This is a genomic window from Streptomyces sp. NPDC048636 (assembly GCF_040650655.1).
Taxonomy (GTDB): domain Bacteria; phylum Actinomycetota; class Actinomycetes; order Streptomycetales; family Streptomycetaceae; genus Streptomyces.
Genome location: NZ_JBEZHR010000002.1, coordinates 789,846 through 813,540, shown reverse-complemented (window position 1 = coordinate 813,540; position 23,695 = coordinate 789,846). Strand labels below are relative to the sequence as shown.

General features: G+C 70.6%; 21 protein-coding genes. 7 read left to right on the top strand and 14 right to left on the bottom strand.

Translation table 11 applies throughout. The features are described from left to right. Nucleotides 1-201 precede the first annotated feature (201 nt). The 5 genes from AB0C66_RS09475 to AB0C66_RS09455 all read left to right on the top strand — a co-directional run bounded on the left by AB0C66_RS09475 (nucleotide 202) and on the right by AB0C66_RS09455 (nucleotide 6,155). The gene (locus AB0C66_RS09475) at nucleotides 202-1,527 is read left to right on the top strand and encodes a DUF2252 domain-containing protein (RefSeq protein ID WP_362435004.1); all 1,326 of its coding nucleotides are present in this window, start codon (nucleotides 202-204) and stop codon (nucleotides 1,525-1,527) included. Nucleotides 1,528-1,622: 95 nt separating this feature from the next. After that, the gene (locus AB0C66_RS09470; protein ID WP_362435002.1) at nucleotides 1,623-2,720 is read left to right on the top strand and encodes a thioredoxin domain-containing protein; all 1,098 of its coding nucleotides are present in this window, start codon (nucleotides 1,623-1,625) and stop codon (nucleotides 2,718-2,720) included. Nucleotides 2,721-2,764: 44 nt separating this feature from the next. Next, nucleotides 2,765-3,463: a hypothetical protein gene (locus AB0C66_RS09465; protein ID WP_362434999.1), complete on the top strand. Its 699-nt coding sequence runs from the start codon at nucleotides 2,765-2,767 to the stop codon at nucleotides 3,461-3,463. 61 nt (nucleotides 3,464-3,524) lie between these two features. Continuing rightward, complete coding sequence (locus AB0C66_RS09460) at nucleotides 3,525-4,358, top strand: thioredoxin domain-containing protein (protein ID WP_362434997.1); 834 nt, start codon at nucleotides 3,525-3,527, stop codon at nucleotides 4,356-4,358. Between the two features lie 156 nt (nucleotides 4,359-4,514). After that, nucleotides 4,515-6,155, top strand: coding sequence for an alkaline phosphatase D family protein (locus AB0C66_RS09455; protein ID WP_362434995.1), 1,641 nt, complete (start codon nucleotides 4,515-4,517; stop codon nucleotides 6,153-6,155). A 31-nt stretch (nucleotides 6,156-6,186) separates the two neighbouring features. Here the strand turns inward: AB0C66_RS09455 and AB0C66_RS09450 are convergent, their stop codons facing one another. Further along, nucleotides 6,187-6,768: a dienelactone hydrolase family protein gene (locus AB0C66_RS09450; RefSeq protein ID WP_362434993.1), complete on the bottom strand. Its 582-nt coding sequence runs from the start codon at nucleotides 6,766-6,768 to the stop codon at nucleotides 6,187-6,189. Nucleotides 6,769-6,906: 138 nt separating this feature from the next. Here AB0C66_RS09450 and AB0C66_RS09445 point away from each other — a divergent pair, with 138 nt between their 5' ends. Beyond that, nucleotides 6,907-8,022 (top strand): mechanosensitive ion channel domain-containing protein, encoded by a 1,116-nt coding sequence (locus AB0C66_RS09445; RefSeq protein ID WP_362435627.1) that lies wholly within the window; start codon nucleotides 6,907-6,909, stop codon nucleotides 8,020-8,022. Between the two features lie 20 nt (nucleotides 8,023-8,042). Here the strand turns inward: AB0C66_RS09445 and AB0C66_RS09440 are convergent, their stop codons facing one another. The 4 genes from AB0C66_RS09440 to AB0C66_RS09425 all read right to left on the bottom strand — a co-directional run bounded on the left by AB0C66_RS09440 (nucleotide 8,043) and on the right by AB0C66_RS09425 (nucleotide 10,948). Then, nucleotides 8,043-8,519, bottom strand: a complete 477-nt coding sequence (locus tag AB0C66_RS09440) for a GNAT family N-acetyltransferase (protein ID WP_362434990.1) — start codon at nucleotides 8,517-8,519, stop codon at nucleotides 8,043-8,045. After that, the gene (locus AB0C66_RS09435) at nucleotides 8,516-9,457 is read right to left on the bottom strand and encodes an RluA family pseudouridine synthase (RefSeq protein WP_362434987.1); all 942 of its coding nucleotides are present in this window, start codon (nucleotides 9,455-9,457) and stop codon (nucleotides 8,516-8,518) included. The genes AB0C66_RS09440 and AB0C66_RS09435 overlap by 4 nt, the downstream gene beginning before the upstream one ends. Before the next feature lie 100 nt (nucleotides 9,458-9,557). Further along, nucleotides 9,558-10,139: a signal peptidase II gene (locus tag AB0C66_RS09430; protein WP_362434984.1), complete on the bottom strand. Its 582-nt coding sequence runs from the start codon at nucleotides 10,137-10,139 to the stop codon at nucleotides 9,558-9,560. 74 nt (nucleotides 10,140-10,213) lie between these two features. Continuing rightward, complete coding sequence (locus tag AB0C66_RS09425) at nucleotides 10,214-10,948, bottom strand: TraR/DksA C4-type zinc finger protein (protein ID WP_362434982.1); 735 nt, start codon at nucleotides 10,946-10,948, stop codon at nucleotides 10,214-10,216. A gap of 605 nt (nucleotides 10,949-11,553) precedes the next feature. Between AB0C66_RS09425 and ileS the strand changes: the two genes are divergently transcribed. Next, complete coding sequence (gene ileS, locus AB0C66_RS09420; protein WP_362434979.1) at nucleotides 11,554-14,688, top strand: isoleucine--tRNA ligase; 3,135 nt, start codon at nucleotides 11,554-11,556, stop codon at nucleotides 14,686-14,688. A 233-nt stretch (nucleotides 14,689-14,921) separates the two neighbouring features. On the opposite strand, the gene AB0C66_RS09415 is transcribed toward ileS, so the two are convergent. The 9 genes from AB0C66_RS09415 to ftsW all read right to left on the bottom strand — a co-directional run bounded on the left by AB0C66_RS09415 (nucleotide 14,922) and on the right by ftsW (nucleotide 23,673). Continuing rightward, nucleotides 14,922-16,145, bottom strand: a complete 1,224-nt coding sequence (locus AB0C66_RS09415; RefSeq protein ID WP_362434976.1) for a DivIVA domain-containing protein — start codon at nucleotides 16,143-16,145, stop codon at nucleotides 14,922-14,924. A gap of 49 nt (nucleotides 16,146-16,194) precedes the next feature. Then, complete coding sequence (locus AB0C66_RS09410) at nucleotides 16,195-16,491, bottom strand: YggT family protein (RefSeq protein WP_176183480.1); 297 nt, start codon at nucleotides 16,489-16,491, stop codon at nucleotides 16,195-16,197. A 73-nt stretch (nucleotides 16,492-16,564) separates the two neighbouring features. Beyond that, on the bottom strand, nucleotides 16,565-17,179 hold the full coding sequence (gene sepF, locus AB0C66_RS09405; protein ID WP_362434973.1) for a cell division protein SepF: 615 nt from the start codon (nucleotides 17,177-17,179) through the stop codon (nucleotides 16,565-16,567). 123 nt (nucleotides 17,180-17,302) lie between these two features. Further along, the gene (locus tag AB0C66_RS09400; RefSeq protein ID WP_362434970.1) at nucleotides 17,303-18,022 is read right to left on the bottom strand and encodes a YggS family pyridoxal phosphate-dependent enzyme; all 720 of its coding nucleotides are present in this window, start codon (nucleotides 18,020-18,022) and stop codon (nucleotides 17,303-17,305) included. 3 nt (nucleotides 18,023-18,025) lie between these two features. Beyond that, the gene (pgeF, locus tag AB0C66_RS09395; RefSeq protein ID WP_362434967.1) at nucleotides 18,026-18,760 is read right to left on the bottom strand and encodes a peptidoglycan editing factor PgeF; all 735 of its coding nucleotides are present in this window, start codon (nucleotides 18,758-18,760) and stop codon (nucleotides 18,026-18,028) included. Between the two features lie 43 nt (nucleotides 18,761-18,803). Next, nucleotides 18,804-20,039: a cell division protein FtsZ gene (gene ftsZ / locus AB0C66_RS09390; protein ID WP_362434964.1), complete on the bottom strand. Its 1,236-nt coding sequence runs from the start codon at nucleotides 20,037-20,039 to the stop codon at nucleotides 18,804-18,806. Nucleotides 20,040-20,315: 276 nt separating this feature from the next. Beyond that, nucleotides 20,316-21,113: an FtsQ-type POTRA domain-containing protein gene (locus AB0C66_RS09385; RefSeq protein WP_362434961.1), complete on the bottom strand. Its 798-nt coding sequence runs from the start codon at nucleotides 21,111-21,113 to the stop codon at nucleotides 20,316-20,318. A gap of 13 nt (nucleotides 21,114-21,126) precedes the next feature. Further along, nucleotides 21,127-22,221, bottom strand: coding sequence for an undecaprenyldiphospho-muramoylpentapeptide beta-N-acetylglucosaminyltransferase (gene murG, locus AB0C66_RS09380; protein ID WP_176183474.1), 1,095 nt, complete (start codon nucleotides 22,219-22,221; stop codon nucleotides 21,127-21,129). Nucleotides 22,222-22,227: 6 nt separating this feature from the next. Further along, nucleotides 22,228-23,673, bottom strand: coding sequence for a putative lipid II flippase FtsW (gene ftsW / locus AB0C66_RS09375; RefSeq protein ID WP_362434958.1), 1,446 nt, complete (start codon nucleotides 23,671-23,673; stop codon nucleotides 22,228-22,230). Nucleotides 23,674-23,695 lie beyond the last annotated feature (22 nt).

Below are 23,695 nucleotides of genomic sequence, written 5' to 3'. Positions count from 1 at the left end.
GGCGAGCCAGCTCCGAAGGTTACCCCTCCGCACTGACAGCGGACGGGCACTCGCGAGTAGCCTCAGGCGTTGATCCGGACAGGCCGTCCTCTCCGGCGGGCGCCGATGCGCGCGCCGGGGCGTGACGGCACTTACCCTGTCGGTTCCTGTTCGGTTCCACTCACCCCGGCCAGATCCCTCATGCCCCAGGAGGCGTTCCGCATGTCGACCCAGCAGACCCAGGCGGAACAGCGCGGCGAGCACATCCTCGCCGTCTTCGACACCGCCTTCGGCGAGCTGCTCGCCGCCGACCCGGCCGCCTTCCGCGTCAAGTTCCGGAAGATGGCCGCCTCGGCGTTCGCGTTCTACCGCGGTACGGCGTGTCTGTTCTACTCGGATGTGGAGCGGGAGCGCTCGGGCGGTCCCTATCTGGACGAGCGCACCAGCCGGGTGTGGATCCACGGCGATCTCCACGCGGAGAACTTCGGCACCTACATGGACGCCAACGGTCGGCTGATCTTCAATGTGAACGACTTCGACGAGGCGTACGTCGGCCCCTTCACCTGGGACCTCAAGCGCTTCGCCGCCTCGGTCGCGCTGATCGGCTACACCAAGGCGCTCAGCGACGAGATGATCTCCGACCTGGTGCGGACCTACGCCGCCGCGTACCGCGAGCGCGTCCACGCCCTGGCCACCGGCGCCAAGGACGACGAGGTGCCGCCGTTCACCCTGGAGACCGCCGAGGGCCCGCTGCTGGACGCGCTGCGCGACGCCCGCTCGCTGACCCGCTTCGGACTGCTGGACTCGATGACCGAGATCCGCGACTTCGAGCGCCGGTTCGCCGCGGGCGGCGGCTCCATCGAGCTGGACGCCGCCACCCGTTACAAGGTGCTGGCCGCCTTCGACGGCTATCTGGAGACGCTGCCGGAGTCCAGCCTCACCCGCCCCGACTCCTACCGCGTCAAGGACGTCGTGGGCCGCCGGGGCATCGGCATCGGCAGCGCCGGGCTCCCCTCGTACAACATCCTTCTGGAGGGCAACAGCGACGCCCTGGAGAACGATGTGGTGATCTATATGAAGCAGGGGCAGACCCCGGCGGTCTCCCGGCACATCACCGATGAGCAGGTGCGCGCGTACTTCCACCACGAGGGCCATCGCACGGTCATCTCCCAGCGCGCCCTCCAGGCCCACGCCGACCCGTGGCTGGGCTGGACCGAGCTGGACGGCGCCGGGCAGCTGGTCGCCGAGATCTCGCCGTACGCGGTGGACCTCGACTGGTCCGATATCGACGACCCGTCCGAGATCGCCGCGGTCGTCGCCGACCTGGGGCGGGCCACCGCCACCATGCACGCGGCCGCCGACGACCAGAGCGGTCACTCGCTGGTGCCGTTCTCCACCGAGCGCGCCATCGACGCGGTGATCGCGGCCGACGAGGACGGCTTCGCGGAGCTGCTGGTGGACTTCGCGCACTCCTACGGGGCGCGGGCGCGGGCCGACCACCAGATCTTCGTGGACCTCTTCCGCAACGGGCGCATCCCCGGTCTCTGACGGCCCGGCACCCGGGCCACGGGCGGCCGTTGGCGCGGTCGGCGGGCAGGACCCGCCGGCCCCCGTCCACCGGCCCGCCCTCTATCGTTGCGGTCATGTGGCCTGGACAGCACGGACAGCAGCCGCCGGGGGGCGAGCCGGACCCGCAGCACAACGGTCAGCACCAGCCGTTCCCGCCGCCCGGGACGACTCCGCCGGGGTCGCCCCCGCCGCCCCCGGGGCCACCGCCCGCCCAGCCACCGGGTTTTCCGCCCGGCCCGCCGCCGCCACCGGGCGGAGGCGGCGGCGGGGGCTGGGGCCCTCCCCCGCCGCCGCGGGACCGGCAGCGCCGGGCCGCGCTGACCACGATCATCGGGGTGTCGGCCGCCGCCGCGGTGCTCGCCGCCATCCTGGTGATCACCGATGACGACGCGACGGACCCGGGCTCCCAGGGCTCCGCGGACCAGTCGCAGCCCTCCCTGCCGGGCCCGGCGGGCTCCGCCCCCTCGGGGAGCACGGATGACTCTTCCGGCTCCGGAGCCGCCGGAGCCAGCAACAGCGGAGGCGGCGGCGGAAACAGCAACGGCGGTGCGGACGGCTCCGGCTCGGGCGCACTGGTCAAGCCCGCACACACCTCCGGCCCCCACGGCACCACCGTGCTCATCGGCACCAAGGGTTCCGGGCACACCCTCGATGTCTACGAGGATCTGCGCTGCCCGCCCTGCGCCCGGTTCGAGCAGAAGGTCGGACCCACCGTCCGTAAGGACATCAAGAACGGCACGTACCAGGCGTCCTTCCACTTCGCCACGTTCCTGGACAAGAGCCTGAAGGGCAGCGGCTCCAAGAACGCACTCAGCGCGCTCGGGGCGGCACTCAACGTGAGCACCGACGCCTTCCTCGACTACAAGGCCGCACTGCTGTCCGAGGAGCACCACCCCGAGGAGGCCGAGGACTCCTTCGCCGGCGACGCCTTCCTGCTGGACATCGCCGACGACGTACCCGCCCTCGAGAACAGTGCCGCCTTCCGCGAAGCCGTCCGCAAGGGCACCTACGACCGCTGGGCGCAGGAGATGGCCTCGGCCTTCGACCGGTCCGGGGTGGGCGCGGCCCCCACCGTGAAGCTCGACGGCACCGCGCTCACCGGGAGCGGCGGAAGCGCCCCGCTCACCGCGACCGAGTTCACCGAGGCGGTGAACGACCAGCTCAAGGGGTGACCGGAGCCGGGCACCGGCTCTTGATGTCGCCCATACGGCCGAGCATGGCAAAATTTGAGGTCATGGACGGCACCGGACCCGCACTGAGGACCGTGCGCGCGGCGCTCTTCACAGCGCTGTGCGTCACGCTGTCGTCGGCGTCCCATGTGGTGCTGTCGCACACACCTCTGCCGCTGGCCACGCTCGCCACGCTGGCCGTCGCCGTCTTCGCCGTCGCCTACGCCCTCGCGGGCCGGGAGCGCGGCTTCTGGAGCATCGCCGCCCTGCTCGTCCCGCTGGAGCTGGCCGCCGACACCGTCTTCACCATCGGCCAGGACACCTGTTACGGACCGTCCGGCGGCCCCGTGACGGGCTCCCTGCGCTCCATGGGCGTCACCGTGCTCTGCGGCGGCGGTGATGTGGGCTCACCGCTGGCCCAGGTGACCCATGCGGGCGGCGGCACCCCGCTGACGGACGCGGTCGGCTCCGCCACGCCCTGGCTGCTGCTGGCCGCGCATGTCGCGGTGGGGCTGGTCGCCTCGGCCTGGCTGCGCCGCGGCGAGACCGCCGTCGGCCGGCTGCTGGCCTCGCTGGCCTGGTTCGCCTTCCGGCCGCTGCTGCTGGCCGCCGCGGCGGCCGGTGCGGCACCGCGGCCGCTCGGCCCGGCTCCGCGCGTGGTGCGCCCGGTCCGTCCGGCGCCCGCGCTCCCCCTCCTGGTGCACTCCGTCGTGCGTCGTGGACCGCCCCGCTCGGCTCTGGTCTGAGCACAGCGATCCACCCACCCGTACGCAGTACTGACGCATTCACGACGGAGATCGATCACATATGAGCAACCGCAATAGCCATCAGAACAAGCAGGCCGCACGCGAGCGGCTGCGCGCCGAGCGCGAGCGCCAGGCGAAGAAGGACCGGATGCGCCGCCAGCTGTTCGTGGGCGGGGCAGTCGTCACGGTCCTGGCGATAGCCGGCGGCATAGGTTATGCCGTCTCCAATATGAACAGCGACAACGCCAGCCAGAAGTGGACGGCCGCCGCCGAGAAGACCAAGCTGGTCATACCCGCGAACGCGACCGGCCCCAAGGGCACGACGGTGATCATCGGCAAGAAGAGCGCCAAGAACACCCTGCATGTCTACGAGGACATGCGCTGCCCGGTCTGCTCCCAGTTCGAGCAGTTCACCGGCAAGACCGTCGAGAAGGACATCAAGGACGGGAAGTACAAGGCCCAGTTCACGATGGCCGCCTTCCTGGACGACGCCCAGCAGATCATCGGCGTGGGCTCCAAGAACGCCCTGAGCGCGCTGGGCGCGGCGCTCAACGTCAGCCCGGACGCCTTCCTCGAGTACAAGTCCGCCCTCTACTCGGCGAAGAACCACCCCACGGAGACCGACGACGCCTTCTCCGAGGACAAGAAACTGCTCGCCGTCGCACAGCAGGTCAAGGCGCTCAAGGGCAACAAGGAGTTCGAGCGGGCCGTGGAGAAGGGCACCTACGACCACTGGGCGGTCGAGATGTCCAAGACCTACGACGACGCCAGGAAGTACGGGATCGACGGCACCCCGGCCTTCCAGATGAACGGCCATCTCCTGGAGGTCAACAAGAACCCTCCGATGACTCCGGAGCAGTTCACCCCGCTCGTCAAGCAGTACCTGAAGAAGTAGCCACGCCCTTCCGGACCTTCGCGGGGCCGGTGCGCGCCGGAAGCGGCCCGCGCACCGGCCCCGTCGGTGTCCTCGCGCGGTATCTAGGGATACATGTAGGCGAACTTCCCCCTAGGGCCTGTCCCCTGGGATTACTTACCAGTAATCTGCTCGGCCGTGACCCCCCATGACAACCACCACATATCGCGCCGCAGCGCCGTCACGGCCGTAGCCGCGACCGCCGCCCTGCTGCCCCTCGCCGCCGGCCTCCCGGCCCATGCCGCGCAGGGTCCGTCCTTCGAGCACGGCATCGCCTCCGGTGACCCGCTGCCCGACGGAGTCCTGCTGTGGACCCGAATCACTCCCACACCGGAGGCGGTGCCCGGCTCCGGCCGCGGCCCCGCCGTCGACGTCCGCTGGGAGGTGGCCTCCGACAAGGAGTTCCGCTCGGTCGTCGCCCATGGCACCGTCCGCGCCACCGCCGCCTCCGACCACACCGTCAAGGCCGATGTGCGCGGACTGAAGCCCGCCACCGACTACTTCTACCGGTTCAGCACCGACGGCGGCGCCACCTCGGCGGTGGGCCGCACCCGCACCACCCCCGCCCAGGACGCCGCCACCGACGGGGTGCGCTTCGGCGTCGTCTCCTGCGCCAACTGGGAGGCGGGCTACTTCTCGCCGTACCGTCATCTGGCGGGCCGTACCGACCTGGACGCCATCCTCCACCTCGGCGACTACATCTACGAGTACAAGAGCGGCGAGTACCCGGAGGCCGAGTACGTCGTCCGGCCGCACCGGCCCACCCACGAGATCATCACCCTCGCCGACTACCGCGTCCGGCACGCCACCTACAAGACGGACGCCGATGTGCGGGCGATGCACGCCGCGTTGCCGATGATCGCCATCTGGGACGACCACGAGTTCGCCGACAACGCCTGGTCGGGCGGGGCGGAGAACCACACCCCGGCCGGCGAGGGCTCCTGGTCGGCCCGGATGTCCGCCGCCAAGCAGGCGTACTTCGAGTGGATGCCGGTGCGCCCCTCCACCCAGGGCACCACCTACCGGCGGCTGCGCTACGGCACCCTGGCCGACCTCCATCTGCTGGACCTGCGTTCATACCGCGACCAGCAGGCGTCCACCGGCAGCGGTGCGGTGGACGACCCGAACCGCACGGTCACCGGGCGCGCCCAGCTCGACTGGCTCAAGTCCGGTCTGTCCGGCTCGCAGACCACCTGGCGGCTGGTGGGCAACTCGGTGATGATCTCGCCGGTGGCCTTCGGCGCCATCCCGGCCGATCTGCTGGGCCCGCTCGCCGAGCTGCTCGGACTGCCCAAGGGCGGGCTGACCATCAACACCGACCAGTGGGACGGCTACACCGACGACCGGCGCGAGCTGCTGGCCCATCTGACCGACAACTCCATCGACAACACCGTCTTCCTGACCGGTGACATCCATATGGCGTGGGCCAACGACGTACCGGTGAAGGCCGCCACCTATCCGCTGTCCCGGTCCGCCGCCACCGAGTTCGTGGTCACCTCGGTGACCTCCGACAACATCGACGACATCCTCCATGTGGCGCCGCACACGGTGTCCCTGCTGGCGGCCGCCGCCATCAAGGCGGCCAACCGCCATGTGAAGTGGGTGGACATGGACTCGCACGGCTACGGTGTGCTCGACATCACCGCCGAGCGGGCCCAGATGGACTACTACACGGTCTCCGACCGCACCGATCAGCAGGCCACCTCGGCCTGGGCCCGGTCGTACCGTACGCGCTCGGGCACCCAGAAGATCGAGCGCGTGGACGCGCCGGTGACCTGAACCCGCCCCTGAGGGCCGGGAGTTCGCCGGATCAGAGCTCGTCGAGGAAGCCGAGGGCCACCCGCCAGGTGGCCTCGGCCGCCTCCTTGTCGTAGTCCGGCAGCTCGGGGTCGGTGTACAGATGCCCGGCCCCGGCGTAACGGAAGACCTCCACCTCGGCGCCCGCCCGCCGCATCCGCAGGTACCAGGCGCTGAGCCAGTCGTGCGGCTCGAACGGATCGGGGTCGGCGACATGCAGCTGCACCGGCAGCTCGTCGACGGCCGCGTCATCGGCGATATCCGAGGTGCCGTGCAGCAGGAGCAGCCCGCGCGCCCTGGCGTCGCCCAGGGCCAGGTTCTGCGCGACCGAGGCGCCGAGCGAGAAGCCCGCGTAGACCAGCCCGCGCTCGGAGTGGGGCGCGGCGGCGGTGACGGCCCGCCTCAGCAGTTCCTCCCGGCCGATCTCGTCCTTGACGGCCATTCCCTCCTCGACGGTGTCCGCCGTCCGCCCCTCGTACAGGTCGGGCACGATCACCTCGTGCCCGGCCCCGCGCAGCCGCTCGGCCGCCGCGTGCACGGCGGGGCGCAGCCCGTACGCGGAGTGGAACAGAACGACCGTCGACGCTTCCGCCACCGCTTCACTTCTCCTCTTTCGTGGTACGCGCTCTCTGTGGTTCGCGCTCCTCCCATCGTGCCAGTTACGTTCCGGAGGAGGTGGATCCGGGAAGACGGGACATCCAGGACTCGCGAAGGAAGGATGAGGTAGGTGTCCATGGAGGACGTACTGCGTCCGCTCGTCGTCATCGGCGGTTCGCTGGCCATCACGATGTGCATCGGCTGGGCCGTCGACTGGTTGCTGCGGAGGGCCGACGCCCGGCACCCGGAGACCCCGCTGTGGGGTCTGCTGCGCCGCTGTCGGCTCCCCCTCCAGGTGACCGTGTGCACGGCGCTGCTCAGCGGTTCGTACGACGAGACACGGGCCGAGGTCGTCAAGGAACACGGCGACGCCATCGGCCAGCTCCTGGCGCTGGTGCTGATCGCGGCCACCGCCTGGCTGGTGGTGAGGGTCGCGTCGGCCGTGGTGGAGTCCACCTACTCGCGCTACGCCGCCAGCGCCCATGACGCGGCCCGGGTGCGCCGGGTGCGCACCCAGGTGACGCTGATCCAGCGGGTGGTGACGGCCGTCGTCGGAGTGGTGGCGATCTCCGCGATGCTGCTGACCTTTCCGGCGATGCGCGCGGTGGGCACCTCGATGCTGGCCTCGGCCGGACTCGTCGGCATCGTCGCCGGTATCGCCGCCCAGTCGACCCTGGGCAACCTCTTCGCCGGACTCCAGATCGCCTTCGGCGACATGGTGCGCATCGGCGACACGGTGGTGGTCGACGGCGAGTGGGGCACGGTCGAGGAGATCACCCTGACCTTCCTGTCCGTACGGACCTGGGACGAGCGCCGGATCACCATGCCGGTCTCGTACTTCACCTCCAAGCCGTTCGAGAACTGGTCGCGCGGCGGCACCCAGAAGACCGCCACGGTCCTGTTCCACCTGGACCACGGCGCGCCGATCGAGGAGATGCGCGACCGGCTGCGGGAGATCGTGCAGAGCTCCACCGCCTGGGACGGCCGGGACTGGAACCTGCTGGTCACCGACACCACCCCGAGCACCATCGTGGTGCGGGCGCTGGTCACCGCCCGGGATCCGGACGACGCCTGGACGGTCCGCTGCGAGGTGCGCGAGCAGATGATCGCGTTCCTGCGGGACGTCCATCCGTACGCCCTGCCGAGGATCGCCACCGCGGCCGCGCCGATCGCCGCCCCCACCCCGCAGCCGCGGCGCCGCACCGAGCGCGAGGACCACTTCACCCGCTTCGACGACAAGCTGACCAAGTAGCGACCGCCCCGGGGAGTGCGCTAGAGCGCCCGCCGCATGGCGCGGTGGGGGATACCGCTGCCCTCGTCGAACTCCGGGCCGAACGCCTCGTAGCCCAGCCGCTGGTAGAAGCCGAGCGCAGAGGTCTGGGCCTCCAGATAGACCGCGGTGAGCCCGCGGCGGCGGGCCTCGGCCTCGACGGCCCGTACCAGCGCGGCGCCGAGCCCGGTGCCACGGGCCGCCGCCGTCACGGCCAGTCGGCCGAGGGCGGCGGTGGTGGCGCCGTCCACCCCGGCGTGGCCGTACTTCTTGTCGGCCGCGGCGCCGTGCAGAAAGCGGACCGTGCCCACCGGACGCCCCTCGGCGCCGGTCGCCAGGAGGTGGACGGCGGCGCTGTCGTACGCGTCCATCTCCTCGGTCTCGGGAATCCCCTGCTCGCCCACGAAGACCTCGCGGCGGACCGCGAAGCAGCCCGTCAGATCGCCGTCGGTGATGACGCGGAGGATGTGGGCGGTCACGCGCTCTCCGCCCGGACGATGTCCAGCGCGCGCTGGAGGTCGTCGGGGTAGGCGCTCTCGAACTCGGCCCAGCCGCCGTCGGCCGGGTGCTCGAAGCCCAGCCGGACCGCGTGCAGCCACTGCCGGGTGAGCTTCAGCCGCTTGGCGAGCGTCGGGTCCGCGCCATAGGTGAGGTCGCCGACGCAGGGGTGGCGGTGGGCGGCCATATGCACCCGGATCTGATGGGTGCGGCCGGTCTCCAGCTTGATGTCCAGCAGGCTGGCGGCGCGGAACGCCTCGATCAGGTCGTAGTGGGTGACGCTCGGCTTGCCCTCGCTGGTCACCGCCCACTTGTAGTCGTGCTGCGGATGGCGGCCGATCGGTGCGTCGATGGTGCCGCTCAGCGGGTCCGGGTGACCCTGCACCAGCGCGTGATAGCGCTTGTCCACGGTGCGCTCCCGGAACTGCTGCTTGAGCAGGGTGTACGCGCGCTCGGACTTGGCCACCACCATCAGCCCGGAGGTGCCCACGTCCAGCCGGTGGACGATGCCCTGCCGCTCGGCGGCGCCGGAGGTGGAGACCCGGAACCCGGCGGCGGCCAGTCCGCCGATCACGGTCGGACCGGACCAGCCGGGGCTGGGGTGGGCGGCGACGCCGACCGGCTTGACGATCACCACGATGTCGTCGTCGTCATGGACGATCTCCATGCCCTCGACGGGCTCGGCGACGATCCGCACCGGCGGCGCGGCCTGCGGCATCTCGACCTCGAGCCAGGCGCCGCCGGAGACCCGGTCGGACTTACCGGCCACGCTGCCGTCGACCTGCACCTTCCCGGCGGCGGCCAGTTCGGCCGCCTTGGTCCGCGAGAAGCCGAACATCCTGGCGATCGCGGCATCGACCCGCTCGCCCTCCAGGCCATCGGGTACGGGCAGGGTGCGGATCTCGGGAATCGTACTCACCCGTCGAGTATGCCGGACCGGACGGACCGGTTCGTACGGCAGTCGCACACCGGACCCCGCGCACCGGCACCGGCACCGGCACTGGAGGACCGGACTCCGCTCAGTCCTTGTGGACCGTGCCGTCCGGGTCCAGACCGCGGAAGGAAAGGATCACGATCAGGAAGCCGCCGCACACGATGGCCGAGTCGGCGAGGTTGAAGACCGCGAAGTGGGCCGGGGCGATGAAGTCCACCACCGCGCCCTGGAGGTGCCCGGGCGCCCGGAAGATCCGGTCGGTGAGATTGCCGAAGGCCCCGCCGAGCAGCATGCCCAGCGCGATGGCCCACGGCAGGCTGTAGAGCTTGCGGGCCAGCCGCGCGATCACCACGATCACGGCGGCGGCGATCACCGTGAAGACGATGGTCATCGCCTCGCCGAAGCCGAAGGCCGCGCCCCGGTTCCGGATCACCTCGAGCTGGAGCAGGGTGCCGATCACCTCGATGGGCGCATGGTGCTCCAGCTTGGCGACAACGGCCAGCTTGCTGACCAGATCGAGCAGGTAGGCGAAGGCGGCGACGGCCAGCAGCACCCCGACCCGCCGCTTACCCCTGTCCTGGGTGCCGGCCGGGTCGGCACCGGCCCCGGCGTCCTCCTCGGCCTTCCCCGCGTCTGGCGTACCGATGGCCTGCTCCGCCTCTGTCACGTGAGTCCCTCAACGTCGTCCGGGCCAGTCTCCCCCTGGCTGAGGACGAGGGTACGGCACACGCGTACGGGCGGTCAGCGGCGCTCCTGGCGCTGCTTGCACTCGACGCAGAGCGTGGCCCGCGGAAACGCCTGCATCCGCGCCTTCCCGATGGGGTTGCCGCAGTTCTCGCAGATCCCGTACGTCCCGGCGTCCAGCCGCTCGGCGGCGCGCTCGGTCTGGAGCAGCATCTCCCGGGCGTTCCCGGCGAGGGCCATCTCGTGCTCACGGGTGATGTTCTTGGTGCCGGTGTCGGCCTGGTCGTCGCCCGCGCCGTCGCCGGAGTCGCGCATCAGTCCGGTGATCGCCTCCTCCGAGGCGAGGATCTCGGTGCGCAGCCGACCCGCCTCGGTGAGCAGCCCGGCGCGTGCCTCGGCCACCTCCTCGGCCGACCAGGGGTCCTCACCGGGGCGTACCGCGAGCTCGCCGGGGTCGACGGGGGCGCCCGCGGCCCGGGCCTTGGGCACGGGGTGGGCGGTCGTCGTGGCCTTCTTCGCACTCGGCGCACCGGCCGGGCTCTTCTTCGCAACCACTTTCCTGGCTCCCGTCTTCTTGGCGGGCACCGCCTTCTTGGCCGGTGCGGCCTTCTTGGCTGTGGCCTTCTTGGCCGGTGCGCTCTTCTTGGCAGCCTTCGCGGTCGCCTCGGCCGTGGACGTGGCCGCCGCGGCGGTCTTCTTCGTGGCCTTCTTGCCCGATGCGCGCTTCTTGGCGGGCGCGGCCTGCGTCGCCTTCGCCGCGCTGTCCTGCGCGGCGGTCTTCCTAGCCACCATGGCCGCGGCCCCTTCACATATTGTGATCTTGCTCGCGAATCGTTCCGGAACGATAAATCGACTCCGGGCACGCGGCAACGGGGCACGCCGCCCGATTCGCCCGGCTTGCCCGTACGACAACCCGGTCTCCACCGTTGTGCCCCACTCCGCGCCCGGTGAATCCGGCCGCGACCGGTACGGGAGGGTGACCCGGCGCTCCCCCGGCCTCCAGCACCCGGCGTATCGGCATTCGGGTCATCCCCGGGCTCCCGGTACCTCACTCGGCGCAGCCGTACGGCGACGGCGGGAGGAAAACTCGGTCGGCCGCGGTCCGTCCGGCCCCGTACACTGGGCGCAGCGAAAGGCGTGGATGGGGACGAGTAGCGTCGTACGCGGCCATGAGCGACCCGGGGACGGTGAGAGCCCGGGGGCGAGCGCGATGCGAAGGATCACCCCGGAGCCGCCGGAAGAACCCCCGTCCAGGGCCAGTAGAACCGGCATCGCGACCCCAATGAGGGGGCTGGGAGCGCAGTGCCCCCGGCCAAGGAGGGTGGTACCGCGGGAGCGCACGGCTCTCGTCCCTCCGACGGAACGACGAGCGTGTGTCCGCCGGAGGAAGATTCCCGATGACGTTGTACCGCCAGGTGCCCGCCCAGGTCGACCTGCCCGCCCTCGAGCACGCCGTGCTCGACTTCTGGCGGGAGAACAAGATCTTCGCCCGCACCCTCGAGCAGTCCGAGGGCCGGCCGGAGTGGGTCTTCTACGAGGGCCCGCCCACCGCCAACGGCATGCCGGGCGCCCACCACATCGAGGCCCGCGTCTTCAAGGACGTGTTCCCGCGCTTCCGCACCATGCGCGGCTACCACGTCGACCGTAAGGCGGGCTGGGACTGTCACGGCCTGCCGGTGGAGCTGGCCGTCGAGAAGGAGATGGGGTTCAACGGCAAGAAGGACATCGAGGCGTTCGGCATCGCCGAGTTCAACGCCAAGTGCCGCGAGTCGGTGACCCGGCACACCGACGCCTTCGCCGAGCTCACCACGCGGATGGGCTACTGGACCGACCTCGACGGCGCCTACTGGACGATGAACCCCGAGTACATCGAGTCGGTGTGGTGGTCGCTCAAGGAGATCTTCACCAAGGGGCTGCTGGTCCAGGACCACCGCGTCGCCCCCTGGTGCCCGCGCTGCGGCACCGGCCTCTCCGACCATGAGCTGGCCCAGGGCTACGAGACCATCGTCGACCCCTCGGTCTACGTCCGCTTCCCGCTGACCTCCGGCCCGCTGGCCGGTGCGGCGTCGCTGCTGGTGTGGACGACCACCCCGTGGACGCTGGTCTCCAACACCGCCGTCGCCGTCCACCCCGAGGTGCGCTACCTGGCCGCGACCAACGGCGAGGAGACGCTGGTGGTGGCCGAACCACTGCTGGAGAAGGCGCTCGGCGAGGGCTGGACGCCGACCGGGCAGTCGTTCACCGGCGCCGAGATGGAGCGCTGGACCTATCAGCGCCCCTTCTCCCTGGTGCCGCTCGAGGACGCGCACTACGTGGTCAACGCCGCGTACGTGACCACCGAGGACGGCACCGGTCTGGTCCACCAGGCCCCGGCCTTCGGCGAGGACGACCTCAAGATCTGCCGCGCCTACGGCCTGCCGGTGGTCAACCCGGTCCGCCCGGACGGCACCTTCGAGGAGGGCCTGGAGCTGGTCGGCGGCCAGTTCTTCAAGAAGGCCGACGAGGCGCTGACGGCGGACCTCAAGGAGCGCGGCCTGCTCTTCCGGCACCTGCCGTACGAGCACAGCTACCCGCACTGCTGGCGCTGCCACACCGCGCTGCTCTACTACGCCCAGCCGTCCTGGTACATCCGCACCACCGCGGTCAAGGACGCGCTGCTGCGGGAGAACGAGAAGACCAACTGGTTCCCCGACTCGGTCAAGCACGGCCGCTTCGGCGACTGGCTCAACAACAACATCGACTGGGCGCTCTCGCGCAACCGCTACTGGGGCACCCCGCTGCCCATCTGGCGCTGCGCGGAGGACCACCTGACCTGTGTGGGCTCCCTCGCCGAGCTCTCCGAGCTGACCGGCAGCGACCAGTCAGGTCTGGACCCGCACCGCCCCTTCATCGACGGGATCACCTTCACCTGCACCGCGGAGGGCTGCTCGCTCACCGCCCGGCGCGTGCCCGAGGTGATCGACGCCTGGTACGACTCGGGATCGATGCCCTTCGCGCAGTGGGGCTACCCGTACCGCAACAAGGAGCTGTTCGAGAAGCGCTACCCGGCGCAGTTCATCTCCGAGGCCATCGACCAGACCCGTGGCTGGTTCTACACGCTGATGGCGGTCGGCACCCTGGTCTTCGACAAGTCCTCGTACGAGAACGTGGTCTGCCTCGGTCACATCCTGGCCGAGGACGGCCGGAAGATGTCCAAGCACCTGGGCAACACCCTCCAGCCGATCCCGCTCATGGACCAGCACGGCGCCGACGCGGTCCGCTGGTTCATGGCCGCGGGCGGCTCGCCCTGGGCCGCCCGCCGGGTGGGCCACGGCACGATCCAGGAGGTCGTCCGCAAGACGCTGCTGACCTACTGGAACACGGTCGCCTTCCAGGCCCTGTACGCCCGTACCTCCGGCTGGTCGCCCGGCGCGGACGACCCGGCCCCGGCCGACCGTCCGCTGCTGGACCGCTGGCTGCTGGGCGAACTGGGCACCCTGACCGAGCAGGTCACCCAGGCCATGGAGGCCTACGACACCCAGCGCGCCGGAAAGCTGCTGTCGTCGTTCGTGGACGATCTGTCCAACTGGTATGTGCGCCGTTCGCGCCGCCGCTTCTGGCAGGGCGACGCCGCCGCGCTGCGCACCCTGCACGAGGTCATCGAGACGGTCACCCGGCTGATGGCCCCGCTGGTGCCCTTCATCACCGAGCGGGTCTGGCAGGACCTGGTGGTGCCGGTGGACCCCCGGGCGCCGGAGTCCGTCCACCTGGCGGGCTGGCCGGAGGCCGACCAGGCTATGATCGACCCCGCCCTGTCGACCCGGATGGCGCTGGTCCGGCGGCTGGTCGAACTGGGCCGGGCCACCCGGGCCGAGTCCGGCGTGAAGACCCGCCAGCCGCTGTCCCGCGCGCTGGTCGCGGCAACCGGCTTCGAGCTGCTCTCCACTGATCTGCGAGCGCAGATCGAGGAGGAGCTGAATGTCTCCTCCCTCGCCTCGCTGAGCGAGGTGGGCGGTTCGCTGGTGGACACCACGGCGAAGGCCAACTTCCGCGCGCTCGGCAAGCGCTTCGGCAAGGGCACCCAGCCGGTCGCCAAGGCCATCGCCGAGACGGACGCCGCGGCGCTGTCGCTGGCCCTGCGCCAGGGCACGGCCTCGGTGGTGGTGGACGGTGAGACCGTCGCGCTCTCCCCGGACGAGGTGATCATCACCGAAACGCCGCGCGAGGGCTGGTCGGTGGCCTCCGACGCGGGCGCCACCGTCGCACTCGACCTGGAGATCACTCCGGAGCTGCGCCGCGCCGGACTGGCCCGTGACGCGATCCGGCTGATCCAGGAGGCCCGCAAGAACAGCGGCCTGGACGTGGCCGACCGGATCGCACTGCGGTGGGAGACGGCGGACGAGGAGCTGCGGCAGGCGCTCACGGATCACGCGGGCCTGATCGCGGACGAGGTCCTCGCGACCGACTTCGCCACCGGCGAGGCCGACGCCGCCTACGGCCCCCCCTTCGAAGACGCCCCCCTGGCCCTGACCTTCCGCCTCCGCAAGGCGTAACCCCGGCCGGGGGGCGAACGCCCTCCGGGCGTGCCCTCGATCGCCGGACGGGCTGGTTCCAGCCCGTCCGGCGGTTGAGGACCGGGGTCCGGGGCGGAGCCCCGGTTACGGGAAGGGGCGGGTAGGGGAAAGCCCCCCACAGCCGCACACACGACGAAGGGCCGGGCCCCAGGAGAGATCTCCCGGGACCCGGCCCTCGTGATTGCCGAACGCTCCGCGCTAAGCGGCCCGCCTCAGTTGTCGTCCTCGTCGATCAGAAAGCCCCGCATCGGGCTGGGCGCCTGCTGCATCGGCTGCGGACTCTGCGGCCGCACCGGTGCCATCGGCTGTGTCATCGCGGGCGACATCTGCTGCTGCCCACCGTAGGACGGCGCGCCACCGTTCTGCCCGTGGCCACCCATGGACTGACCGCCCATGGACTGGTTGCCACCCATGGTGTGGCCGCCCATCGTGCCGGCACCGGCCGAGGCCATGGAACCGCTCATCGAGGGGGACGGCGGCAGCGAGGCGGTGGCCGGGGTGCGCGGCGGGGCCAGCGAGTCATCGGCCTGGTTCTCCAGCTGGCGCAGCTGGCTCTCCAGGTACGACTTCAGCCGCGTGCGGTACTCGCGCTCGAAGCCGCGCAGGTCCTCGACCTTGCGCTCGAGCGTGGCGCGAGCGGACTCCAGGGAGCCCATCGCGACACGGTGCTTCTCCTGGGCGTCCCGCTCCAGGGCGTCGGCCTTGGCGCGGGCGTCCCGCTCCAGGCCCTCGGCGCGGCTACGGGCCTCGCCGACGATCTTGTTGGCCTCGGAACGGGCCTCCGCGATCGCCTGGTCGGCGGTCTGCTGCGCGAGCGAGAGCACGCGCGCGGCGCTGTCGCCGCCCGGGCCCTGCCCCGGCTGCGGCAGCTGGGGACCGCCGGGACCACCGGGACCGCCCATCGGGCCGGCCATGGGTCCACCGGGTCCCATGGGGCCGTTCTGGCCCATCGGGCCGTTCTGACCCATCGGGCCGTTCTGACCCATCGGGCCGTTCTGACCCATGGGGCCGTTCTGACCCATCGGGCCGTTCTGGCCCATCGGGCCGGGTCCGCCCTGCTGCATCGGTCCGGGGCCGTTCTGGCCCATCGGACCGGCCGGCAGCTGCGGGGCACCGCCCGGAAGTTGGGGCGGGCCACCCATCTGCTGCTGGCCGGGCGGCACCGGCTGCGGTCCGGATATGGCGGCGGGGACAGGTGCCCCGGGCCTCTCCTGCTGTTCTGGAGGCTTGCGCATGCCTTGTTGCTGCTGGCTCTGCGCGGCGGCCCTGGTGGCGGCCGCCAGCTTGGCGCGCAGGTCCTCGTTCTCCCGCAACAACCGGGTCAGTTCGGCTTCGACCTCATCGAGGAAGGCATCGACCTCGTCCTCGTCATAGCCTTCTCGGAGGCGGACGGTCGTGAACTGCTTGTTCCGCACGTCCTCGGGGGTCAACGGCATCTCTACTTCACCTCAACGTAGTCGTCGGCAATCGGCAAGACCGTATCGTTCACACGCTGCTCGCAAAATTGCTCACGACGGTGATCAGGATCCAGACGATGATCATCAGCACGAAGAAGGACAGGTCGAGCGCCACACCCCCGAGACGCAGCGGTGGAATGAACCGCCGCAAGAGCTTGAGTGGCGGATCGGTCACAGTGTAGGTGGCCTCGAGGATGACCACCATCGCCCGACCGGGTTGCCACGAGCGTGCGAACTGGAAGACGTAGTCCATCACCAGCCGGAAGATCAGCACGATCAGGAAGCAGTACAGCGCGATGTAGACCACCTGTAGTGCGATGCCCATCCCGCGCGTCCCTCTCCCCTGGCTCGTACTCGGCCTCGCGGCCTCGGATGACTCGATGTTGCCGTGTTGCGTCTCAGCTCTGGTTGAAGAACCCGCCCTCTGCGATACGGGCCTTGTCCTCCGCCGTGACATCGACGTTAGCAGGAGACAACAGGAACACCTTCTGCGTCACCCGCTCAATGCTCCCATGGAGACCGAAGACGAGTCCGGCGGCAAAGTCGACAAGTCGCTTCGCGTCCGTGTCGTCCATCTCCGTCAGATTCATGATCACCGGAGTGCCCTCACGGAAGTGTTCCCCGATAGTACGGGCCTCGTTGTAGGTCCGCGGGTGCAGTGTGGTGATGCGGTAGGGCTCCCGCTCGGACACGACCTTGGGCATGATCACCGGTGCGTTCTTCTCCAAGTTCTGACGTTCAGGTGTGATGGACGCCACGGGGGCAATTCGCGCGGGTCGTCCGGTTTCCACCGCTAGCGGAGCGGGTTCACGCTGTGCGGGGGGATGGACGACTCGCATGGATTCGCCCCTTTCCGGGCGAGGTTCGGTCTCCACCACCTGGTGCCGCCGACGGTCCCGCTCGGGCTCCGGCTCGGGCTCGAAATCGTCATCGGGGTCGAACCCCCGGCCGTCGTACCCATCGTCCTCCACGAGGCCGAGGTAGACCGCCATCTTGCGCATCGCGCCGGCCATTCTCTGCGTCCTCCGCTCTGTGGTGGATCGGCTCCGCCACCGGCTGCCATGGATCCACGTGGCCTGCCCGCCTTTTGACGGGAATGACCATATTTTCTACTGTGGTCCGACTTCTTCGCGACGTTACCGGAGCGGGGGTCGGACTCCGAGTACCGCAGTGCCGACGCGCACATGTGTCGCCCCCGCCGCCACCGCTTCCTCCAGGTCCGAGCTCATTCCCGCGGAGACCATGTTGGCAGCCGGATGGGCCGCGCGCAGGCGGGATGAGATTTCCAGCAGCCGGTCGAAGGCCGCCCGCGGCCGCCCCTCGTAGGGACCGGCCAGCGGTGCGACGGTCATCAGACCGTCCAGCCGCAGCCCTTCGGCCGCGATCACGGACTCGGCCAGCGACTCCACTCCGTCCGGGCCGACCCCGCCGCGCGCTCCCCGCTCACCGGAGTCCGCGTCGAGGGCGACCTGGATCAGGACGCCCATCTCCCGGGCGGTACGCACCGCCGCCGCGGAGAGAGCGTCGACCAATCGCTTGCGATCGACAGATTGCACCACGTCGGCATAACTGGAGACGGAACGTACCTTATTGGTCTGCAATTGCCCGACAAAGTGCCAGATCAGCGGCAGATCCGCGTATTCGGCTGCTTTGGGTGCCGCCTCCTGGTCACGGTTCTCGGCGACATGCCGTACGCCCAGTTCCGCGAGCAAACGGACATCGCTCGCCGGGTAGGTCTTGGTGACCACGATCAGGGTCACCTCTTCGCGCTTGCGACCGGCGGCGGCACAGGCGGCGGAGATACGTTCCTCTACCTGGGTCAGATTCGCGGCCAGTTCCGTCTTGCGATCCGTCACAGCTCAGCCGTCCAGCCACACATAGCTCGCGAGCCGCCCGGTGGTGTGCTCGCGTCGGTAGGAGAAGTGGTCCGCCGATTCCAGCGTGCAGATGTGAGATTGTCCATCCATCTCGACACCGGCACAGGCCAGTTGGGCCCGTACGCCCGCGGCCACATCGACCGCCGGGGTGCCCCAGCCGGTCTCGGCCCAGGACTCGGGGACCGTCCGGGCGACCTCGGCGCGCATCGCGGCGGGCACCTCGTAGCAGCGTCCGCAGACCGAGGGGCCGGTGCGGGCGATGATCCGGGCGGGGTCGGCGCCCTGCGCCGTCATCGCCTCGACCACCGCCGGGACCACCCCGGCGACCAGACCCGGCCGCCCGGCGTGCGCGGCCCCGGTGACACCCGCCACCGGATCGGCCAGCAGCACCGGGGTGCAGTCGGCGGTGAGGACGGCGAGGGCCAGCCCCCGACGCCGCGTCACCAGGGCGTCCACCGAGGGGATCCGCTCGACGTCGGTCCACGGGCCGTCGACCACCGCGACATCCCGGCCGTGCACCTGGTGCATCCAGACCACCGCGGCCGGGTCCAGGCCCAGCGCCTTGGCGGCCAGCTCGCGGTTGGTCCGTACGGCCTGAGGGAGGTCGCCGACCGCGCCGCCGAGATTGAGCTCGTCATACGGAACGGCGCTCACCCCGCCCCACCGGTCGGTGAAGGCGAAGTGCGCGCCGCTCGCGTCGTGCTGTTGCCCTATCACTGCTCGATCACTTCAGGATTGCCGGGGAACCATCTCACCGGGCTCACTTGAGGAAGTCCGGCACGTCCAGCTCCTCGGCCTGGCTCTCCGGGTAGGGCCGGGCCGGGGGAACCTGCGGGGTGGCGACCGGGGGTGCCGGGACCTCGGCCACCGGGGCGGGGTCCGCCGGGGCGGGCTCCTCCTCGCGCGGGGTGACGCTGCCGAGTCCGCCGAAGGACGGGCGGCTGGGCTCCTGGGTGGCCGGGCGGTTCGAAGAGCTGCTCGAGCCCTCCTCGCGGGGGCCGCTCCCGTTGTACGCGCCGAGCACCTTGTCGCGGTTCTTCGCGGGCGGCTGGCCGCCGTCGAATCCGGCGGCGATCACGGTGACCCGGACCTCGTCGCCGAGCGCGTCGTCGATCACGGCGCCGAAGATGATGTTCGCCTCGGGGTGGGCGGCCTCGCTCACCAGCTGGGCGGCCTCGTTGATCTCGAAGAGACCGAGGTCGGAGCCGCCGGAGATGGAGAGCAGCACGCCCCGGGCGCCGTCGATGGACGCCTCCAGCAGCGGCGAGGAGATGGCCATCTCGGCCGCGGCCACCGCGCGGTCGTCGCCGCGCGCCGAGCCGATGCCCATGAGCGCCGAGCCCGCCTCGGACATCACGGACTTGACGTCGGCGAAGTCGAGGTTGATCAGGCCCGGGGTGGTGATCAGGTCGGTGATGCCCTGGACACCGGACAGCAGCACCTGGTCCGCCGACTTGAAGGCGTCGAGCACACTCACCTGACGGTCCGAAATGGACAGCAGGCGGTCGTTCGGGATCACGATCAGGGTGTCGACCTCGTCGCGCAGGCCGGCGATACCGTCCTCGGCCTGGTTGGCGCGGCGACGGCCCTCGAAGGTGAACGGGCGGGTCACCACACCGATCGTCAGGGCGCCCAGGGAACGGGCGATGTTGGCGACGACCGGGGCACCTCCGGTGCCGGTGCCGCCGCCCTCGCCCGCCGTCACGAAGACCATGTCGGCCCCCTTGAGGACCTCCTCGATCTCCTCGCGGTGGTCCTCGGCGGCCTTCCGGCCGACCTCGGGGTTGGCGCCCGCGCCGAGGCCACGGGTGAGCTCACGGCCGACGTCCAGCTTGACGTCCGCGTCACTCATCAGCAGGGCCTGCGCATCGGTGTTGATCGCGATGAACTCGACGCCCTTGAGCCCGACCTCGATCATCCGGTTGATGGCATTCACGCCACCGCCGCCGATGCCGACGACCTTGATGACTGCGAGGTAGTTCTGCGGTGCTGCCACGTCGAAGGCCTCTCGCCTCGAGTTACGTGTCGTCACCCCGCCGTTGAAGCGGTGCGCCGACTGATGCCGAATGGGACGGTTCCGATTGCCGACCCCAACCCTAACGCTGAAGTTTAGGGTTACCAGTGCCTCTGTTTCCCGGACTCTTCGGAACAGGACACTAAGTCGACAAGTGGCGCGCGTTCAATGAACACGCCGAACCTCCCGTTTTTCTTTTCACCCTATGTGATCACCCAGTGGGCAAGCCAACCAGGGTGCTGGCCAGGGTCGATCAGGTCAACTGCGAGACACCGCGGGGGCGCTCGGCGCGCTGACGTCGAAGTGGTCCGCGTCCGGCCTCGCTTTCATGAGCGCCGTCAGGGTCCGCGCCTTCGCCGTACCGCGCTCCCCACTGCCCCAGGCGACCGTACGCCCACGGGTGAGGACCACCGTGATCGAATCGTACGAGCGGACCCGGAGGGAACGGGTGTCCCGGCGGACCGCGGCGGGGAGTTGGGTGACCACCCGGACCGCCTCCCGACGGAGCCTGGTGGCACCGAAATGGCGCGAACTCGGCGACCGGTCCGGCTCCATTTCCAGCAGCGGAACACCCTTCGGACGCTTGGCCGAGGTGGCGAACCGTACGCCATGGGCGTCCACTTCGCGGAACTTCCCGCCCTCTTCGACAATCGCTTCGGCCTTGCGTTCCGTCACATCCAGACTGATGGTGTGCGGCCATGACCGGGAAACGTTCACTTTCGCTATCCTCGGCAGCCGCTCCCGCAGCCGATGTGCGATCCCGGCGGTGTCCACGGTGACCAGGGGGGTGTCCAGGGGAACGTCCGCGGCCTCGCGGATCTCGCCGGCGGTCAGCTCCCGGGCGCCGGTGACCGTCACCCGCTCGGCGCGCAGCCAGCTCGAGCCGTAGAGCAGCCAGACGGTCGCGGCGCCCAGCACGGTCAGGGCCGCCGCGAGCGCCAGCACGGTGCGGCGGCTCGGCAGCCGCGGCCCGCGGCGGGTGGTGAAGACGCTCGGGGGCGGGCCGGACGGCGACGTCCGTCGGGAGCCGCTCTTGGCGGTCGTCGGTCCGGCCACGCTCCCTGCCTTCTCACGCCTGGCGGCGTGCCGCGATTGCCTCGTACACCATGCCGACCAGCAGCTCGTCGGCGTCCCGGCGGCCGAATTCGGCGGCGCGCCGCGACATGTCGTACAGCCGGTGCGGGTCGCCGAGCACCGGGAGCACATGGTTCTGCACCCACTCGGGAGTCAGCTCGGCGTCGTCCACCAGCAGCCCGCCGCCCGCCTTGACCACCGGCTGGGCGTTGAGCCGCTGCTCACCATTGCCGATGGGCAGCGGCACATAGGCGGCCGGAAGCCCGACGGCGGACAGCTCGGCGACGGTCATCGCGCCCGCGCGGCAGAGCATCATGTCCGCCGCGGCGTACGCGAGGTCCATCCGGTCCACGTACGGTACCGGGATGTAGGGCGGCATTCCGGGCATGTTGTCCACATGCGGCATTTCATTTTTCGGGCCGACCGCGTGCAGTACCTGAATCCCGGCCCGCTGGAGGAACGGGGCGACCGTCTGGACCACCTCGTTGAGCCTGCGGGCGCCCTGCGAACCGCCGGAGACCAGCAGCGTCGGCAGGTTGGGGTCGAGGCCGAAGGCCGCGCGCGCCTCGGGCCGGACGGCGGCCCGGTCCAGGGTGGCGATCGAGCGGCGCAGCGGGATGCCGACGTAGTGGGCGTTGCGGAGCTTGCTGTCCGGGGTGGAGACCGCGACGTACTTGGCGTAGCGGGAGCCGATCTTGTTGGCGAGGCCGGGCCGGGCGTTGGCCTCGTGGACCACGATCGGGACCCCGAGGCGCTTGGCGGCCAGATAGCCGGGCAGCGCCACATAGCCGCCGAAGCCGACCACACAGTCGGCCTTGGTGCGCTCCAGGATCTGCTCGGCGGCCTTGATGGTGCCGCGCAGCCGCCCGGGGACGGTGATCAGCTCGGGGGTGGGCTTGCGCGGCAGCGGCACGGCGGGGATCAGCCCGAGTTCATAGCCACGCTCGGGCACGAGTCGGGTCTCAAGACCCCGCTCCGTGCCGAGCGCTGTGATCCCCACGGTCGGATCCTGCCTGCGCAGGGCATCCGCGAGGGCGAGCGCGGGCTCGATGTGGCCGGCGGTCCCCCCACCGGCGAGTACGACATGCACCGAAATTCACCGCTCTCCGGACGGCCGCTTCTTGACGGGCCGTCTCATCGTCTTCCGTCTCACCCGAGCCAGCTTCTTCCGCAAAGCAGGCTGCCGCATGGCCAGCGCCGCCCGCGCGGCGGGCTCGGCCCGTGCGAAGGCGATCAGCAGACCGACGGCGAACATGGTCGGCAGCAGGGCGGACCCTCCGTAGGAGAACAGCGGGAGCGGAACCCCGGCGATCGGCAGCAGACCGAGCACCGCACCGATATTGACCACGGCCTGGGCCGTGATCCAGGTGGTCACACCTCCCGCGGCGTACCTCACGAAGGGGTCCTCCGTGCGTCCGGCCACGCGGATACCCGCATAGCCTAGAGCCGCGAAGAGGACGAGGACCGACAGCGTCCCCGCCAGGCCGAGTTCCTCCCCGGTAATGGCGAAGATGAAGTCGGTATGCGGTTCAGGTAGTTCGCCCCATTTCTCCATGGATGCTCCGAGTCCGGAGCCGAACCAGCCGCCGTTGGCGAGCGCGTAGATCCCGTGCACCGCCTGCCAGCACTGATCATGGTCTCCGGGCTCGGTGGCGCCGATACAGGCGAGCCGGGACATCCGGTTGGCGCTTGTCTTGATGAGCAGCACCCCGACGGCCCCGGCGAACGCCAGCACGCCGACGAACAGCCGGGTGGGGGCACCGGCCAGCCAGAGCAGGCCGAACAGGATCGCGGTGAGGATGATCGCGGTGCCCATATCGCCGCCCAGCATGATCAGGCCGAGCAGCATCGCCGTGGCGGGCACCAGCGGCACCAGCAGGTGCTTCCACTGGGCCAGCAACCGCTTGTCCTGTTTACGGGCGAGCAGATCCGCTCCCCACAGCACCAGCGCCAGCTTCCCGAACTCGCTGGGCTGGAGGAGGAACGGACCGCCGAAGGAGATCCAGTTCCGGTTGCCGTTGACCGAGATGCCCATCCCGGGCACCTGGACCAGACACATCAGGAAGACCGAGACCGCCAGCAGCGGATAGGCGAAGGCGCGGTGCAGTTTGATGGGCATGCGCACCGCGAGCAGCATCAGCGAGCCGCCCAGCGCCGCCGCGAAGAGCTGCTTGCGGAAGAAGTACGACGGGGACAGACCGGACTGCAACGCCTTGATCTGCGAGGCCGAGTAGACCATCACCAGACCCAGCACCGTGATCAGCAGCGCACCGCCGAGGACCAGGTAGTACGCGGTGAGCGGCCGGTCCCAGGCCCGCCGGACGCGCGCCTGCGTCCGGCGCAGCGACTCCAGCACCGAGGAGCGGGTGGGGCGGCGCGGCAGCTTGGGGCCGCCGCCGCGCGGGCGCGCGAGGACCGCCGCCCGCCCTCCGGCGCGCACGGCCGCCCGCACACGCGGCGCCGCGCCCGCGCGGGGCGTGGTGCGGCCCGCGCCGGGGGCGCTCTGCCGGGACCGCGGGGCGGCGGGCTGCTCAGGCGTCATCTCGTATCCCCTCCGGATTCCC